General features: G+C 55.3%; 15 protein-coding genes. 11 read left to right on the top strand and 4 right to left on the bottom strand.

All coding sequences use genetic code 11. The features are described 5' to 3' along the window. Positions 1 to 65: 65 nt before the first annotated feature. The gene (locus tag UF64_RS16285; protein ID WP_044829680.1) at positions 66 to 1,736 is read right to left on the bottom strand and encodes a methyl-accepting chemotaxis protein; all 1,671 of its coding nucleotides are present in this window, start codon (positions 1,734 to 1,736) and stop codon (positions 66 to 68) included. A 284-nt stretch (positions 1,737 to 2,020) separates the two neighbouring features. Between UF64_RS16285 and UF64_RS16280 the strand changes: the two genes are divergently transcribed. Then, positions 2,021 to 2,734: a hypothetical protein gene (locus UF64_RS16280; protein WP_044829679.1), complete on the top strand. Its 714-nt coding sequence runs from the start codon at positions 2,021 to 2,023 to the stop codon at positions 2,732 to 2,734. A gap of 36 nt (positions 2,735 to 2,770) precedes the next feature. Here the strand turns inward: UF64_RS16280 and UF64_RS21010 are convergent, their stop codons facing one another. Next, the gene (locus tag UF64_RS21010; RefSeq protein WP_235285115.1) at positions 2,771 to 3,055 is read right to left on the bottom strand and encodes a hypothetical protein; all 285 of its coding nucleotides are present in this window, start codon (positions 3,053 to 3,055) and stop codon (positions 2,771 to 2,773) included. Here UF64_RS21010 and UF64_RS16275 point away from each other — a divergent pair. The 10 genes from UF64_RS16275 (at position 3,039) to UF64_RS16230 (ending at position 14,210) form a co-directional block, all read left to right on the top strand. Then, positions 3,039 to 3,929, top strand: a complete 891-nt coding sequence (locus UF64_RS16275) for an efflux RND transporter periplasmic adaptor subunit (RefSeq protein ID WP_044829678.1) — start codon at positions 3,039 to 3,041, stop codon at positions 3,927 to 3,929. The genes UF64_RS21010 and UF64_RS16275 overlap by 17 nt on opposite strands. A 421-nt stretch (positions 3,930 to 4,350) precedes the next feature. Further along, positions 4,351 to 6,132 (top strand): DEAD/DEAH box helicase, encoded by a 1,782-nt coding sequence (locus UF64_RS16270; RefSeq protein WP_044829677.1) that lies wholly within the window; start codon positions 4,351 to 4,353, stop codon positions 6,130 to 6,132. 291 nt (positions 6,133 to 6,423) lie between these two features. Then, positions 6,424 to 7,257 (top strand): ABC transporter substrate-binding protein, encoded by an 834-nt coding sequence (locus UF64_RS16265; RefSeq protein WP_052657675.1) that lies wholly within the window; start codon positions 6,424 to 6,426, stop codon positions 7,255 to 7,257. Between the two features lie 500 nt (positions 7,258 to 7,757). Continuing rightward, positions 7,758 to 8,222 (top strand): PaaI family thioesterase, encoded by a 465-nt coding sequence (locus UF64_RS16260; RefSeq protein ID WP_044829920.1) that lies wholly within the window; start codon positions 7,758 to 7,760, stop codon positions 8,220 to 8,222. Between the two features lie 126 nt (positions 8,223 to 8,348). Then, positions 8,349 to 9,521 (top strand): isovaleryl-CoA dehydrogenase, encoded by a 1,173-nt coding sequence (locus UF64_RS16255; RefSeq protein ID WP_044829676.1) that lies wholly within the window; start codon positions 8,349 to 8,351, stop codon positions 9,519 to 9,521. Between the two features lie 66 nt (positions 9,522 to 9,587). Further along, on the top strand, positions 9,588 to 10,775 hold the full coding sequence (locus tag UF64_RS16250) for an acetyl-CoA C-acyltransferase (RefSeq protein ID WP_044829675.1): 1,188 nt from the start codon (positions 9,588 to 9,590) through the stop codon (positions 10,773 to 10,775). Positions 10,776 to 10,946: 171 nt separating this feature from the next. After that, on the top strand, positions 10,947 to 11,921 hold the full coding sequence (locus tag UF64_RS16245) for a sodium-dependent bicarbonate transport family permease (RefSeq protein WP_044829674.1): 975 nt from the start codon (positions 10,947 to 10,949) through the stop codon (positions 11,919 to 11,921). Positions 11,922 to 11,925: 4 nt separating this feature from the next. Beyond that, positions 11,926 to 12,237, top strand: coding sequence for a hypothetical protein (locus tag UF64_RS16240; protein ID WP_044829673.1), 312 nt, complete (start codon positions 11,926 to 11,928; stop codon positions 12,235 to 12,237). Positions 12,238 to 12,378: 141 nt separating this feature from the next. After that, positions 12,379 to 12,999: a carbonic anhydrase gene (locus UF64_RS16235; RefSeq protein ID WP_044829672.1), complete on the top strand. Its 621-nt coding sequence runs from the start codon at positions 12,379 to 12,381 to the stop codon at positions 12,997 to 12,999. Positions 13,000 to 13,076: 77 nt separating this feature from the next. After that, positions 13,077 to 14,210 carry an acyl-CoA dehydrogenase gene (locus UF64_RS16230; protein WP_044829919.1) on the top strand — a complete coding sequence of 378 codons (1,134 nt, stop codon included), beginning with the start codon at positions 13,077 to 13,079 and terminating at the stop codon, positions 14,208 to 14,210. 2 nt (positions 14,211 to 14,212) lie between these two features. Here the strand turns inward: UF64_RS16230 and UF64_RS16225 are convergent, their stop codons facing one another. Continuing rightward, on the bottom strand, positions 14,213 to 15,532 hold the full coding sequence (locus UF64_RS16225; RefSeq protein ID WP_044829671.1) for a type II toxin-antitoxin system HipA family toxin: 1,320 nt from the start codon (positions 15,530 to 15,532) through the stop codon (positions 14,213 to 14,215). Continuing rightward, positions 15,532 to 15,783 (bottom strand): helix-turn-helix domain-containing protein, encoded by a 252-nt coding sequence (locus tag UF64_RS16220; RefSeq protein ID WP_044829670.1) that lies wholly within the window; start codon positions 15,781 to 15,783, stop codon positions 15,532 to 15,534. The genes UF64_RS16225 and UF64_RS16220 overlap by 1 nt, the downstream gene beginning before the upstream one ends. Positions 15,784 to 15,809 lie beyond the last annotated feature (26 nt).

Below are 15,809 nucleotides of genomic sequence, written 5' to 3'. Positions count from 1 at the left end.
CTCAAAAAGGGCCGGACAAATGAATGTCCGGCCCTTTTTTCGTGGTTTGGAACCTAAATTGGAACTTACGCCCCGGCCTGCTTCATCAGGTCAGACGAGAACCGCTTGATGATCTGGGTCAGCTCGCTCGAACGGCTTGAAAGTTCGGCCGATGCTGATTTCAGTTCATCTGCTTCCTGTGTCGTGCTCTGGGCGTTGTTCATGGTGTCTTCAACACTGTTGGAGATCTCCTTGACCCCATCCGCACTGCGGTTGGCGTTCCCCGAGATTTCCTGTGTTGCCGCACCCTGTTCTTCAATCGCGGCTGCAATCGCGGTCGAAGCCCCTCGAACCTGTTCGATGGTTTCCGAAACCCGCGAGATACCGGTCACCGCACGTTCGGTGCCATCAATGATGTCATTGATCTGGGCTGCGATCTCGTCGGTTGCCTTTGCCGTCTGGGTGGCAAGGTTTTTCACCTCGTTGGCCACCACGGCAAAGCCTTTGCCAGCTTCACCGGCACGGGCGGCCTCGATGGTCGCGTTCAGTGCCAAAAGATTGGTCTGAGCGGCAATGTCGTTGATCAGGCCGATGATTTCCTTGATCTTGTCGACGGTGGCTGACAAGCCGGCAACATCATTCGATGCGCTCTGGCTTTCATCGGTTGCCCGTTCGACCGTGTTCGACATCTGGGAAATCTGAACATTGATTTCCGTGATCGAGGATGACAGTTCCTCGGTCGCGGCTGCAACCGCATCAACGCTGTGCGACACTTCATTGGCGGCTGACGCGGCATGCTGGCTTTGACCCAGAATGCCATCGGCATTGCGCGCCATGCTGATCGCAAGATCATTACTGCGCTGAACCGATTGATCCAGGGCACCGGCAATGCCGCCGACTTCGGATTCAAGCTTGGACGCGATTTCGCGGATATTGGCGCGACGTTCCTCTTCGGATTTTGCCTTAAGGCCTGCGGCATCATTTTCAAGCTGCTGAGCTTGTGCCGATTTGTCACGGAGCGCCAGAACACCTTCGCCCATATCGCCGATTTCGATGAAACGGGAATCGGTTTCGACGGGTTCGTTGTAATCGCCTTCGGCGATGGCGCGGATGCTGTCATTCAGGCCAATAATACCGCGCGTAATCCGTGTGCCAACGATCCAGGACAGGATGCCTGCAATCACGATGGCAATGGCGGAAATGATCACGATATGGGTGATAATCGACATGAATTCGGACTGGACATCATCCATGTAAACACCAGCACCAAGCGCCCAGTTCCATTCCTTGATCGGGCGGACATAGGCCGCTTTCTCGATCAGTTTGTCCCCTTCGCCAGGCTTCTTGGTTTCATAGGTAATAATGTCACCACCGGCCTTGGCTGCATTGACGATCATTTTGCGCACCCGGCTGTCAGGATTACATTTTCCGACATCTTCGGGGCTCAGCGGATCAAGCACCATACAGTGATTGTAATCAGTCGCGTAAATATAGTTCTCACCGTCAAAACGATAATCGTTGAGCAGTGCAAGGGCGGCTGCCTTGGCATCGGCCTCGCTCATTTCGCCGCTTTTGGCTTTGGCGATATAGGTATTAACGATGGACACGGCACCTTCGGTCAGATGCGAAATCTGTTCGAACTTCCCGTTACGCAGACTGGTTTGGTAGTTCAACGACACTGTCGCGATGATTGCAAGCAACACAACCAGACAGATTGCAGGGATAGAAAAAATCCCCGTGACAACGCGAAACCGCATGGAATTCCCCTTCTAAAATGCAGTGCTCCACTCCGTACACGTTATTGTTGCGCTAAAGAGTTAATTTAAAAAGAAACTTTCGTCGCATGCATGGGCGGAAGGCGTTTTTGCATGGCTGATGCAGGTTTGGCTACGCCTGTTTAAGTGTGACTCTTTACGGATTTTATCGGGAGAGCAATGCAAATGCTTGGCATGCTCTGGTTGAACTTAATTGCACTTTAAGGTTGAAAAGAATATTATTAGCTCTCCTATAGTAAGTAAAATCTAATGTCCAAGGTGGTACCATGGCCTCTATTTCAGGGTTTCTGGCAAACAGCTACTCCTATTTGTCCTCAAATGCGGGGCAACGGTCGTCTGTTACTGCAAAGTCGTCGGACGGTAGTTCGGGGGTATCAGAGAAGACTTCCGAAACCGCGCCAGCATCGGGCAAAGAGGCCCCCGCGCCGGGAACGCTTGCCAACGCGGCTGCGAATGCCCGGGCAAAGATTGACGCCGGGTATGCCAAGCTAGGCATAACCGGTACGTCGCGCACCACGGCGGACGAATGGGACGAGGTTGGTTTCCCTGAGTTTGATCGCCAGATGCTTTATGCCGTTCAGAGCAACGAAGGTGGGCTCTTTTCCGATATGGAAGTCTTGGCTGCTGAGAATGAAGTTGCCAACAGGATTTCCGATATTGTTAACGCTAATCCTCAGAACCCTACACGGGCTTATCGTGAGATCGTGGACTTCTATGATTCAGCAAGTGCTGATGAAAAAGCATCTTTTGAGTGGGCTGTCTCGCGTGCCTCTTATCAAAAAGCTTATATTTTGAGCGGGGGCACAGAAGATGTTAGTACGGATAATCCATTGGTGGATAAGTTAACACAGGCATGGGATCAGGTGATTGCCCGAAATGGGAATTCACACGATTTTCCGAATATGCCAGCCTACCGTGATGCTTTGATGTGGTGGTCGGATGCCAATGGCGGGGCGCGGCATGTGGATTTAAGTGCCTAACAGAGAAGGCGCAGATACTCATATCTGCGCCTCTGGTCAAATGCATTCCAGCTTGGATTGTTCGTCTACTGTCAGCGTTACGCTGAAGTCGCCGTTACTTCCAGTAGCAATATCCCCGGTGTCTGAAACTGATGTAAAGGTATAGGTGCAGTCTGCTCCACCACCTTTCGTGATATAGACTTGCGGGTAGTTCCAGCGGAATTGGCCGAGGCTGAAGGTGGTCAACCGAGAAACTACAAAGCGGCAATAAGCGCTTGAGCCGCTTTTCTGATACTGGATGCTGCAGGCTTGGCTGCGCGGTTGAGTGTTAATCAGTGCCACGGTTGTTGAGTTGCCAGCCGTTAGGTTTGGAAAAGAGCCAGTAGTAGAAGCGCATCCCGACGGAGACGAGAAAGTCGCAGGCGCGCTGAAATTGTTCTGGACAGTGACAGTCGCGGTCGGGTTTACAAGGGCGCTACCAATTCCAAGAACGGAAACAGCTGCCGTCGCGGGGGCGAAAGAGGAACTGGCTGCCATTAAGGCAAGTGGGGACCAGGATGACAGATTTTTATCACAACTTGAGCTCCAGAATGCTGAGGCCGCTCTTCAGGAACTGGATCAGCAACTGAACAATACAAGGATTGAAGTCCGGTTTTCCGGTATCGTTGTGCGGCCACCTGTTGAAGATAATTCATCTTTACCGACATCACTTGATGTGGGAACACGCGTAACCAAAGGAACGGCGCTGTTTTCCATTGCAAATACCAGTCGTTTTGTGGTGACAGGCAGCGTTGATGAGATTGATGTTAATCGTGTGAAGCCCGAACAGCATGTGATTATCACAAGTGATGTTTTTCCCGGACAGGAAATTGTCGGAAGAGTTGCAAGCGTGAGTGCGCAGGCAAGTCAGGACGAAAACGGAAGTCGCATTCCATCTTTTAAAGTGACGTCAGCATTTTCAGTTGATGACAAAATTCTACATCAGTCCATTCGCATCGGGATGTCAGCGCGAATGACTATTGAAACCTATGCAAATGCGAACGCGATCATCATACCACCCTCTGCTGTCATCCGGTCTGCCGAGGTGCATCAGGTGAAAATACGACGAGAAGGTCAAGAGATGGCGGTTGGTGTTGTTTTGGGAAAGGCATTTCCGTCTGGGGTGGAAGTGTTGTCGGGACTGCAAAAAGGTGACGAGATCCGCCTGTCAAGGTAGAGAAGGATCAAACAGTACATTTGGATATTGTCTTTAAAGTGCACTCAGCGAACAGAGAAAATTCAATGGTGTTTAACCGTTAAATCGGTGCTGAAGTGTCTAATTTAAAAAAGAAACTTTCGTCGCAATCTCAAGGACTAAGCATTTTTGCATGGCTGATGGGCGCAGGGATTGATTGACTTATTGGCGGGCGACCTGTATCACCCCGCTCATTCCTTCGCTTGCAAAGACAGAATGAGCTGTCAGGAACTGTATGAAAAGGCGAGGGCGGGTACGACGTGATGACGTCGATACCTCACATCATTTGCCTCTCATGCGGGTCCGACGCTGGCTCTTTGCCAAGCACCGGTCATGACTGCGTTTGGGCAGGCACTTTAGGCGTTAACATGGCGCCGACCGGATAAACGAAGGACTTTCCTTTATGACGAATTTTAATGGGCTCAACCTGATCGAGCCCCTGTTGCGCAATGTTGAAGCTGCCGGTTTTACCGCGCCGACCGAAATTCAGGCTGCGACGATTCCCGCACTTCTCGAAGGCAAGGACCTGATGGGTATTTCCCATACGGGTGGCGGCAAAACTGCTGCTTTCTGCCTGCCGTTGCTGCAGCGTCTTGCTGAAAACCCGATGCGCCCGAAACCGGGTCAGCCGCGTGCCGTCATTCTGGCACCGACCCGTGAACTGGCGACCCAGATCGGCCAGTGCCTGCGTGATTTCAAAAAAGGCATCCGCCTGTTTTCTTCTGTTGTCTTTGGTGGCTCCCCGATGGGCCCGCAGATTCAGGAACTGCGCCGTGGCGTTGATATCCTGGTTGCGACCCCGGGTCGTCTGCTTGACCACATGTCGCGCAATACGGTTCGTTTCGACGATGTCGAAGTCTTCATCCTTGATGAAGCCGACCGCATGCTCGATATGGGCTTCTCCGAAGACGTGCTGACGGTGGCGGAACTGCTGCCGAACAATCATCAGACCGTGATGTTCTCGGCAACCATGCCGGCCGAAGTCAAACACCTGACCGACCGTCTTCTCAAAGACCCGGTCAAGGTTGAAACCGCACCGCAGGCCAGCGTGACCGAACGCGTCACCCAGCGTGGCATGTTTGTCAAACGTCACGACAAGACCAAGCTTCTGGTTCAGCTTCTCAACCGTGATGAAGTCGAACGCGTTCTGGTCTTCACCAAGACCAAGGCAGATGCCGACGAACTGTCGTTCCAGCTGCGCGATGAAGACATCGACAGCGATGCCATCCATGGCGACAAGCAGCAGCGCATCCGTCAGAAAATCCTGCGCAACTTCCGCAACGGCCGTTTCCCGGTCCTGATTGCGACCGACGTTGCTGCACGTGGTATCGACGTTCCGGGCATCACGCACGTCATTAACTATGACCTGCCGCAGGACCCGGAAAGCTATGTCCACCGTATCGGTCGTACCGGTCGTGGCAGTGCCGAAGGTATCGCGATTTCGTTCTGTGAACCGCGCGACATTCGTCTGCTGCGCAACATTGAACGCATCATCAAGCAGGATGTCGAGATCGACGAAGATCACGAATTCCATGCAGCTCCGCCGCCCCGTTCGTTCGGTGCCGGTGGTGGCGGTGGTCGCGGTCGTGGTGGCCGTGACGGTGGTCGTGGCTTCGGCGGCGGCGGTCGCGGTGGTTTTGGCGGCCGTGATGGTGGCCGGGGCCGTGGTGGTTTCGGTGGAGGTCGTGATGGCGCCCGGGGTGACAATCGTGACGGTGGTCGCGGTCGTGGCTTCGGCGGCGGTCGTGATGGTGGCCGCGATGGCGGTTTCCAGGGTGATCGCGCTGCCCGTGGTTTCGGTGGTCGTGACGAAGGTCGCGATGGTGGCCGTGACGGCGGTCGTCGTGATTTCAATGATCGTCCGCGTCGTGACGGCGGTGATTTCCGCAATGATCGCAAGCCGCGCTTTGACAATGATGACCGTGCACCGCGCGGTGATCGCGAAGACCGCAATGGTGGCGGTCGTGGTGGCAACTTCCGCCCCCGCGGTGAAGGCCGTGGCGAAGGTGGCAACCGTGACGAACGTCGCTTCTCGGACAAACCGCGTGGCGATCGCGGCGGCAACTTCCGTGCCCGTGGCGACAACCGTGACGGTGGACGCGATGGCGGCCGTCGTGACTTCAACGATCGTCCGCGCCGCGACAACCGCGGTGGCAATCAGGGCATGAAACGCCGTTCGGCGTAATCCTGCCCCGCTTGCCTGCGGGAAATAAGTGGGCGCTACGCCGGGGAACGATGTGAATTTTGTTCATGTCGGTGCGTAGCAACCCGCTTCACAAAGAAATACATACAGGGGGACTGGCTGGAAACGGCCGGTCCCTCGCTATTTTGGCGTGTATTTCCTGTGTTGAATTTTACATAAACCGGTTTATACCTATTCTTTAGTGTGGAATTCGTCTAAATTTACTACACCTAAGCGTAAGGTATCTGTTCTGTCTGCATCCCGGTTGGGGGTAAGGGCAGGGGAAGAGTGGCAATGATGAACATCAGAAGTGCATTTTTGGCCGTGCTTTTGACGACTGTGATCGGTTCCGGCTCTGTGCGCGCGCAATCGGGCGACGCTGGATCTGTATCTGACGTCGATGGTCAGCGTGATTGTTCAAAGCTGATCGCGTCTGGCAATCCCGATTATCCGCCGTATCTGTGGGTGTCGAAGGATGGGCAGGCCCTGCATGGTGCGGCGGCCGAATTCATCAAAACCGTCGGCGCGCGCGCCGGTGTCGAGATCGAGGTGGTCCATTCCGGCAGCTGGGGCCGTGTGCAGCAGCATATGCGCGACGGCACGATTGATCTGATCGCCGGCGCCTTTCTGACCGTGCCGCGTCTTTCCTATATGGATTATTTTCATCCGGCCTTTCAGGGCACCCGTACCCTGATCTGGACGCGCGACAATCTTGATCTGCACTATAGCGCATGGTCTGATCTTGTCGGTATCGAAGGCCTGACTGTGATCAATAACAGTTTCGGGCAGGCATTTGATGATTATGCCCGTCAAGACCTGACCATCCGCCAAGTGCCAAGTCTTGAGCAGGGCCTGCAGATGCTCTCGCTTAACCGGGCGGAATACCTGATCTACGAAGAATTCCCCGGCAAGGCCGTGATCGCGCATGAAAACATCACCAATCTGCGCAGCTACGACACCCCGGTCAGCAGCGAAGACCTCTATATCACCATGTCCCATCAGTCGGAATGCAACACCGGCGAACTGCGCGGCCGCCTCTCGGAAGCCGTGTTCGAACTGGTCTCGCAGGGTCTCATGACCCAAATGCTCGAAGCCAGCATCCAGGAATGGGGCGAACACACCAACTAGGGCAAACCAACCCGGCTGCCGCCAAACCGGCCGGCAGCCGCCCGCCCACCGGCCGCCCACCGGCCAACCGCCTGCGCTCCACACCCGACCGCACCCAATCACAAACCGCAGCACCTCTGCTCGCGCCGCAGTCGGCGGTACCAAGCACCCAGCGCGCGGTGCTCCGGACCCGTGCCGAACACCCCACCCCCACTTGGGGCGCCTCACGCACACCCAACTTCCATGCGGTCCTCTCACGTGCCCGCTTTAACCACGGCCACGCCTCCGGCAGGCGCGCTTCCCACAATGTTGCCATGCCAACTGCCACCTCCCGCCTCCCGTACCTACACCGATACCGGCCAAAGCTGCGCCATACCGCGCCTCAATCGGCGATTTTAAATAAATTGGTATAGCTATGCGGATTTGATTTGACGTTAACGTTAACGTTAACTACAACAGAGTCGCGTCATATCCCGGTGCAGTCCCTTGTGGCTGTGCTGGCCTCACCACAGGATCGCGACATGGCTTCGTTTGAACCGCAAAACCCCGATTACGCTGCCGAAGTGCGCAAGCGTTTTGCCCAGCAGCCCTACAATCTGTCGATCGGGGCCGAAGTCACCGATGTGCAGCCGGGCCGGGTCGAGGTGGTTGTGCCATCGCGCGCCGATCTTATTCAGCATAACGGCTATTTCCATGGCGGTTTGATTGCGGGGCTTGCCGATATTGCCGGGGGTTTTGCCGGCTGGAGCCTGGTTGAGGCAGATCAGGGGATGCTGACGATTGAATATAAACTCAACATCGTTGCCCCCGGTCTGGGGGATCGCTTGACCGCGGTTGGCGAGGTTGTTTCACGGGGGCGGTCGATCATTGTCACCCGCATCGATGTCTTTGGTATGAGGAATGATGAACCGGTTCTGTGCGCGACATCGCTTCAGACGCTCAAGGTCATGAAGCTGCCGCCGGAATTATTGGATGACGTTGCATAATCGCGGTGATTATTCACTTTTATCAAAAAATCAGACCGCCAGAAGATCACCAGTAGATCACCCGCGTGAAACACGTGTGAAACAGTCAGAAAACACCGAGAAAACATCTAGGGCAGGAACACCATCATGGCATTTTTCGACTTTCCCGGATTGAAATTCGATCTTGGCGAAACCGCAGAAGCGATCCGCGAAACCGTCTCGTCCTTTGCCGAGGCCGAAATCGCCCCGCGCGCGGCCGAGATTGATGAAACCAACCAGTTCCCCAATGATCTGTGGCGCAAGTTCGGCGATCTTGGCCTGCTCGGCATGACGGTGTCCGAGGAAGACGGTGGCACCGGCCTTGGCTATCTTGAGCATGTCATTGCCATGGAAGAAATCAGCCGTGCTTCGGCCTCGGTAGCACTTTCTTATGGCGCGCATTCCAACCTGTGTGTCAATCAGCTCAAACGCAACGCCACAGCCGAACAGAAGGCGAAATACCTGCCCAAACTGATGAGCGGCGAGCATATCGGAGCCCTTGCCATGAGCGAGCCGGGCGCAGGATCGGACGTGGTTTCCATGAAGCTCAAGGCCGAGAAAAAGGGTGATCGTTATATCCTGAACGGCAACAAGATGTGGATCACCAACGGCCCGGATGCCGATACCTTGGTGGTTTACGCCAAAACCGATCCCAATGCCGGACCCAAGGGCATTACCGCCTTTATCATTGAAAAAACTTTCAAGGGCTTCTCGACCGCGCAAAAGCTCGACAAGCTGGGCATGCGTGGGTCGAACACCTGCGAGCTGGTGTTTCAGGATTGCGAAGTGCCCGAGGAAAACATTCTCGGCCAGCTTAATGGTGGCGTGCGCGTTTTGATGAGCGGCCTTGATTACGAACGCGCGGTTCTGGCCGCTGGTCCCATCGGCATCATGCGTGCCTGCATGGATGTGGTCGTGCCCTATATTCACGAGCGCAAACAGTTCGGCAAGGCGATTGGCGAGTTCCAGCTGATGCAGGGCAAGATTGCGGACATGTACACCACGATGAATGCCTGCCGCGCTTATGTTTATGAAGTCGCCAAGGCGTGCGACCGTGATGAAACCTCGCGCAAGGATGCGGCGGGTGTGATCCTGTATGCTGCGGAAAAGGCGACCTGGATGGCGCTCGAAGCCATTCAGACGCTGGGCGGCAATGGCTATATCAATGAATATCCGACCGGCCGCCTGCTGCGTGATGCCAAGCTCTATGAAATCGGTGCGGGCACCAGCGAAATCCGCCGTATGCTGATTGGCCGTGAACTGTTTGGCGAAACCGCCTGAGTTCTGAGCTTTAACCAAAACCCTCGTCCCACGAAAACAAACGGACTCTGACCCATGACTCTGACCATGAGCACTTCTGATCCGATCGTCATTGTTTCCTGCGCACGCACCCCGATGGGTGGCCTGCAGGGTGATTTTGCCACTGTGACCGCATCCGAGCTGGGCGGCGTTGCCATCAAGGCTGCCCTTGCGCGCGGCGGTGTATCCGCCGATGAAATTGATGAAGTCATCATGGGCAATGTCCTGCCCGCCGGTCAGGGGCAGGCACCCGCCCGTCAGGCCGCATGGAATGCCGGCATTCCGCGGGCTGCGGGGGCGACCACGATCAACAAGATGTGCGGATCGGGCATGAAGGCCGTGATGTTTGCCCATGACACGCTGGTTGCCGGTGGCGCCGATGTCATGGTGGTCGGCGGTATGGAAAGCATGACCAACGCGCCGTTCCTTCTGCCGAAAATGCGGTCGGGCCACAAATACGGTCATGACATGGTCTATGACCACATGGCGCTCGATGGTCTGGAAGATGCCTATGACAAGGGGCGCTCCATGGGCACCTTTGCCGAGGCAACAGCTGAAAAGTACGGCTTTAGCCGCGAGGCGCAGGATGACTATGCCATCACCTCGCTGACCCGCGCGCAGGAGGCCGCGAAGGCAGGTCATTTCAGTGATGAAATCGCCCCTGTAACCTATGCCACCCGCAAGGGCGAGGTCACGATTGATGCTGACGAACAGCCACCCAAAGCCAAACCGGAAAAAATCCCGACCCTGCGCCCGGCATTTGCCAAGGACGGCACGGTGACAGCCGCCCATTCCGCATCGATTTCCGATGGCGCCGCGGCCCTTGTCATGATGCGCGCATCAGAGGCCGCAAAGCGCGGGCTGAAGCCATTGGCCAAAATCACCGGTCAGGCAACCCATGCGCAGGAGCCCTGCTGGTTCACGACCGCCCCGATTGACTCGATCAAGAAGGTGCTGGGTAAGGCTGGCTGGACCAAGGACGATGTCGATCTTTGGGAAATCAACGAAGCCTTTGCTGTCGTGGCGATGGCCGCCATCCGCGATCTTGAGCTTGATCATGGCAAGGTCAACGTTCATGGCGGTGCCTGTGCGCTGGGCCATCCGATTGGTGCGACCGGTGCGCGTTTGCTGGTCACCCTGATCCATGCGCTTAAAACCCATGGCGGGACCAAGGGTGTGGCATCGCTTTGCATTGGCGGGGGTGAAGCAACCGCCGTTGCGATCGAACTTTTGTAAGCTTGCGTATGAGCCTGTAAGGTCCTGTGAACCAGATTACGCCCCGCCGTTTGGCGTGCGGGGCTTTCTGGTGACAGAAAACCGTGATCCTGCTATCGGAACCATGGTTTTAGCGCGGGTGCAAAGCCATCTGCGCGACCGATATCGGGGTATCATAGTCAAGGGACAGCCATGCAAGATGTGTTGAGCCTGGCGGCGCAAAATCTTCTGTCGCCCATCGTTCTATTCTTTGTTCTGGGGGTGGGTGCCGCCCTTGCGCGATCGGATCTGACGATCCCTGAGGCCGTCGCCAAGGGGATCTCGCTGTATCTGCTGTTTGCCATCGGTTTCAAGGGCGGGGTTGCCGTTTCCAATAACGGCATCGACCTGACATTGGGCATGAGTTTGGCGGCGGGTTTGATCCTGTCCTTTGTGCTGCCGTTTATTGCCTTTGCCCTGTTGCGCTGGATATCGCAACTGAGCCGCACGGATGCGGCCGCGGTTGCCGGGCATTACGGTTCCATCTCGATTGTTACCTTTGTCGCGGCGACCTCGGTCTTGCAAAGTTCCGGCATCGCGGCAGAGGGTTATATGGTCGCGGTTGCAGCCGCGATGGAAGCACCAGCCATATTCTCGGCCCTGTTGCTTGTCTCATCAGGGGGCAAGGGCCGGTTGGATGGCGCGCTGATCCGTGAAATCCTGCTCAATGGCTCAATCGTTTTGCTGGTCGGCAGTTTCTTTATCGGCTGGATCACCGGTGCGGATGGCATGGCCAAAATCGAGGCGCTGATTGTTTCGCCCTTCCAGGGGGTTCTGTGCCTGTTCCTGCTTGATATGGGGCTGGTTGCAGGACGTGGCCTTAAGCAGGGGCGCGCGGTGTTACGCCCGGGGCCACTGGCCTTTGGGGTGCTGATGCCGGTGATCGGATCGTGCCTGGGGCTCGCCTTTGCCCTGATCATTGGGTTGTCACTGGGTGGCGCGGTGCTTCTGATGGTGCTGGCCGCATCGGCAAGTTATATCGCGGTTCCGGCCGCGATGCGTGTTGCCCTGCCGGAAGCCAATCCGTCGGTCTATCTTACGCTGTCACTTGGCGTGACATTCCCCTTCAACCTGACGCTTGGCATTCCGCTTTATCTTGCGATGGCCAGCGCCGTTCACGGAGGTTAATCCCATGGAAAAGCATGATGCCAAACGCGTGGCGATCATTATCGAAGCCATCATGGAAAGCCGCCTGCGTCAGGCGCTTGAAGGGGCCGGTGTGACCGGCTTTTCGGTTCTGCCAGTCCTTGGTGGATCGGGTCGGTCAGGCAATTGGAGCCGCGATGACACCATATCGCGCGGCGGCGGGATGGTTCAGGTGATCTGCATTATCCGGCCCGAGAAACTTGACCGGATGCTGGAAGCCGCATTCGAGGTGGTGGACCGCCATATCGGCGTTGTCACAATCAGTGATTGTCAGGTGCTGCGCGCGGACCGCTTCTAGAAACGTCAGGGTTTTGTTGGGATCAAAACAAAGGAGGTCGCACGTTTAGAACGATTCAAAAGGTGTGAATGAGGGCTATCAACTTGGGCAATTTGGTCCTATTTTGTCGACAGAGTCATACAGAATAGGGGACTTCGCGAGATGTCAAAGCCAACCGTTGATCGGATGCTTGCCGGGTTCAAGAGCTTCAAGGCGATGTATTATGATCAGCGCCCGGAGCGCGTTGAAGATCTGGTCAGCATGGGCCAGCGACCGGAAGTTCTTCTGATTGCCTGTTCTGATTCCCGCGTTGATCCCGCCATTCTCACCAATGCCGAACCGGGCGAGATGTTTGTCATTCGTAACGTGGCAAACCTTGTTCCGCCCTATGAGCCCGATGAAAACTATCACGGGACGTCTTCGGCGATCGAATTTGCGGTGCGCGATCTCAAGGTCAAGGACATCGTCATTCTCGGCCATTCGGCATGCGGGGGCATGCAGGCGCTGGTCGAACATGGCGAAACCGGCAAGGTGCCGGATCGTGACTTTATCGGCGAGTGGGTCAGCATTGCGAAATGCTGCCTGGAACATGGCCCGGATGCCGACAAGGTATCGCGCCATTCGATCCGTAACTCGCTGCAAAACCTGATGTCGTTCCCGTTCGTCAAGGAACGGGTCGAGGCCGGTGACCTCAAGCTGCATGGCTGGTGGTACGGCATGAAAGAAGGGATCCTGTGGCGCTTTGATGCCGAGCAGGACAAATTTGTTCAGGGCGAAGAATAAGCCCGGTCTGATCAAAGCTGTTTTCTGATCGCATGGCCGGACATCGCCCGCGAACGCACAGTGGGAGGATGACCGTCATGCGGTTGGAAGAACATCAGATCATGGTGCGCGATACTGCGCGTGAGTTTGCCGAAAACGAACTCAAACCCAATGCCGCAAAATGGGACATCCACCACACCTTCCCGGCAGAAGCCATTGCCGGGCTGGGCGAGCTTGGCTTTCTGGGCATGCTGGTGCCTGACGAGTATGGCGGGGCGGGCATGGATCATGTCGCCTATGCCCTGGCGCTTGAGGAAATTGCCGCTGGTGATGGTGCTACCTCGACCATCATGTCGGTGCATAACTCTGTCGGCTGCATGCCGATCCTGAAATTCGGGACAGAGGCACAGAAACAGGAATTTCTTGTGCCCATGGCGCGCGGTGAAAAGATCGGGGCCTTCTGCCTGACCGAACCGCAGGCCGGATCGGATGCCAGTGCGCTACGCACCCGTGCGGTCCGCGATGGCGATCACTGGATCCTGAATGGTGCGAAGCAATTCATCACATCGGGGTCTGAGGGCGACGTTGCCATCGTCTTTGCCGTGACCGATCCGGATGCCGGAAAGCGCGGCATTTCCGCCTTTATCGTGCCGACCGATACCCCGGGCTACGTCGTTTCCCGGGTTGAGGAAAAGCTTGGTCAGAATGCGTCTGACACCTGTCAGATCACCTTTGTTGAATGCCGGGTACCAGCCGACAATATGCTGGGTGAAGAAGGACAGGGCTACAAGATCGCGCTGGCCAATCTTGAAGGCGGGCGCATCGGCATTGCTGCCCAGTCGGTCGGCATGGCCCGCGCCGCGTTCGAGGCCGCCAAGGACTACGCCAATGAACGCGAAACCTTTGGCAAAAAGATCATTGATCATCAGGCGGTGGCGTTCCGCCTGGCCGATATGGCGACCAAGATCGATGCGGCCCGGTTGCTTGTCCATCGCGCCGCCATTTTGCGTGATGATCACAAGCCGTGTCTGACCGAGGCCTGCATGGCCAAGATGTTTGCCTCTGAAATTGCCGAGGAAGTCTGCTCGGCCGCGATCCAGATTCATGGCGGCTATGGCTATCTCAAGGACTTCCCGGTCGAGCGTATCTATCGCGATGTCCGGGTTTGCCAGATCTATGAAGGCACGTCCGATATCCAGCGCATGGTGATTGCGCGGGCGCTGGCTGACTGAGATTACATCCCGGTTGGTAGTTGTAGGCTATCCAACCGCTGTCTCATGGCCGTTTGAACAGAGCTGTGAATTTCGTCCGGGAAGTCATCAGGCAGGGTGCTTTCGAGGTTTGAAATGGCTTTGGGCGCGGTTTCGATCAGTTGTTCAAGTATTTCTTGAATGACTTGTCGCGATAGTCCTGCTTGGTCTGATGTTTGAATAAAGTGGCGCGGGTAAACTTGGTCGATACGGTAATGACGACTGTTGCCGACTGACATTGCCAGTTTCATCTGGCGTCGCGTAATTTGCTTTGCGTCGAGGCAGGGCTGTGTTGTGAGTACGTCATAGAATGGTGTTAGTGAATAGCCGCCACCCGACCTTAAGAAGACGCTGAAGTTCTTGGCGTGACCATCGGTTGCCCCTATCAGCCAAAATAGAATTTGTGCCTTAAGAAAACGGCTCTGATCATCCGCTGGGTAGTCGCTTCCTTTTAGGAGGTTGAGAATGTCGGTAATTCCCGGACCACCTTGGTTTTGGTATTTCATGGTAGGTGGAACGGACAGGCTTTGACAGCAATCCTCCTGTGGCAATCGGAGTAGTCGCCCGTCTTTCGTCCAGCGTCGATCAAACCGTTCGATTACAAGGGCTTTGGTTTCGCCAAAGGTCTTGATTTCAGCATTGTTAACGGGAAGATCAAATGCTTTGAAAAGCTGAAGGCAATAAAACTCGTTTTCCACACTGTTTGTGAGGTCAATGCCCTCTGGTAAATGTCCGATCTGGGTTTTGAAAAGGTGTGTGGTTGGGGTTGTTCCCTCTGGTTTTAGCCATTTTCCCTCATGGCGAAGAAAAGCTGTCTTTTCCTGTGCTCCAGCTACTGAAATTCGGAAATCGTCATCTTTCTGCAGTCCCAATGGGGCTTGGGCCAAATTGTTGAGGACTTTCTCAATTTCCTGTTCTGAGACAGGGTTTCCATAAATTTTGGTGCTGTCTGTGCTTGGTGTAAGTTCACCTGGCACAAACTGAAGGGCGCCGACGCAATCGCGTCCAATGGCTTTCAGTAAACTGTAAGCATCGATACCGCGTGCTCCGACTTCTTCAGCAACACGTCTGCGCAGAAGGTCGGAATCAGGTAGCAAGTTGTCAAATACGGCTACCGCAGCTTCACCGCTATAGGCGTCTTCCCGAAGTGGCATCGAAAGAGAGATGGGAAAAGTATGTTCCCAATTTAACCAGTTTTCATCGTATATGAACTTTATAGCTCCACTAGTTTGTTTGTGAAGCTGGCCGACTAGTCGGTTATTCAGGTAAACGTTCAACGGAGCATGTTTGGCTTTTCGTGGCACTAGAATATGTCCTCAATATCGGATGAGGAGCCTTGATATCGGGTGTGAATTCTGAGTTCCAGATCAAGTGCGGCAAGGACGGTCAGAATGGTGTCCATGCGCGCTGATGGATTGCCGGTTTCAATTAGAGAAATTGTTTCCTGTCGCAGGTTTGATTTCTGCCCAAGGACCGTTTGACTCCAGCCGCGGGTTTTACGTGCGCGGCGGATGGAGTTACCAATCTGCTTTGGTGTGCGTGCTAATTCGTTCATACAAATAATTATGCGCTGTTTCTCAT

Source organism: Thalassospira sp. HJ (assembly GCF_000948415.1).
Lineage (GTDB): Bacteria > Pseudomonadota > Alphaproteobacteria > Rhodospirillales > Thalassospiraceae > Thalassospira.
This window is presented reverse-complemented; position numbering and strand designations above follow the sequence as displayed.

Excerpts from the sequence above, each read along its gene's own strand:
- UF64_RS16285 (WP_044829680.1), bottom strand. The coding sequence starts at position 1,736 with ATGCGGTTTCGCGTTGTCACGGGGATTTTTTCTATCCCTGCAATCTGT.
- UF64_RS16280 (WP_044829679.1), top strand. The coding sequence starts at position 2,021 with ATGGCCTCTATTTCAGGGTTTCTGGCAAACAGCTACTCCTATTTGTCC.
- UF64_RS16270 (WP_044829677.1), top strand. The coding sequence starts at position 4,351 with ATGACGAATTTTAATGGGCTCAACCTGATCGAGCCCCTGTTGCGCAAT.
- UF64_RS16265 (WP_052657675.1), top strand. The coding sequence starts at position 6,424 with ATGATGAACATCAGAAGTGCATTTTTGGCCGTGCTTTTGACGACTGTG.
- UF64_RS16260 (WP_044829920.1), top strand. The coding sequence starts at position 7,758 with ATGGCTTCGTTTGAACCGCAAAACCCCGATTACGCTGCCGAAGTGCGC.
- UF64_RS16255 (WP_044829676.1), top strand. The coding sequence starts at position 8,349 with ATGGCATTTTTCGACTTTCCCGGATTGAAATTCGATCTTGGCGAAACC.
- UF64_RS16250 (WP_044829675.1), top strand. The coding sequence starts at position 9,588 with ATGAGCACTTCTGATCCGATCGTCATTGTTTCCTGCGCACGCACCCCG.
- UF64_RS16245 (WP_044829674.1), top strand. The coding sequence starts at position 10,947 with ATGCAAGATGTGTTGAGCCTGGCGGCGCAAAATCTTCTGTCGCCCATC.
- UF64_RS16240 (WP_044829673.1), top strand. The coding sequence starts at position 11,926 with ATGGAAAAGCATGATGCCAAACGCGTGGCGATCATTATCGAAGCCATC.
- UF64_RS16235 (WP_044829672.1), top strand. The coding sequence starts at position 12,379 with ATGTCAAAGCCAACCGTTGATCGGATGCTTGCCGGGTTCAAGAGCTTC.
- UF64_RS16230 (WP_044829919.1), top strand. The coding sequence starts at position 13,077 with ATGCGGTTGGAAGAACATCAGATCATGGTGCGCGATACTGCGCGTGAG.
- UF64_RS16220 (WP_044829670.1), bottom strand. The coding sequence starts at position 15,783 with ATGAACGAATTAGCACGCACACCAAAGCAGATTGGTAACTCCATCCGC.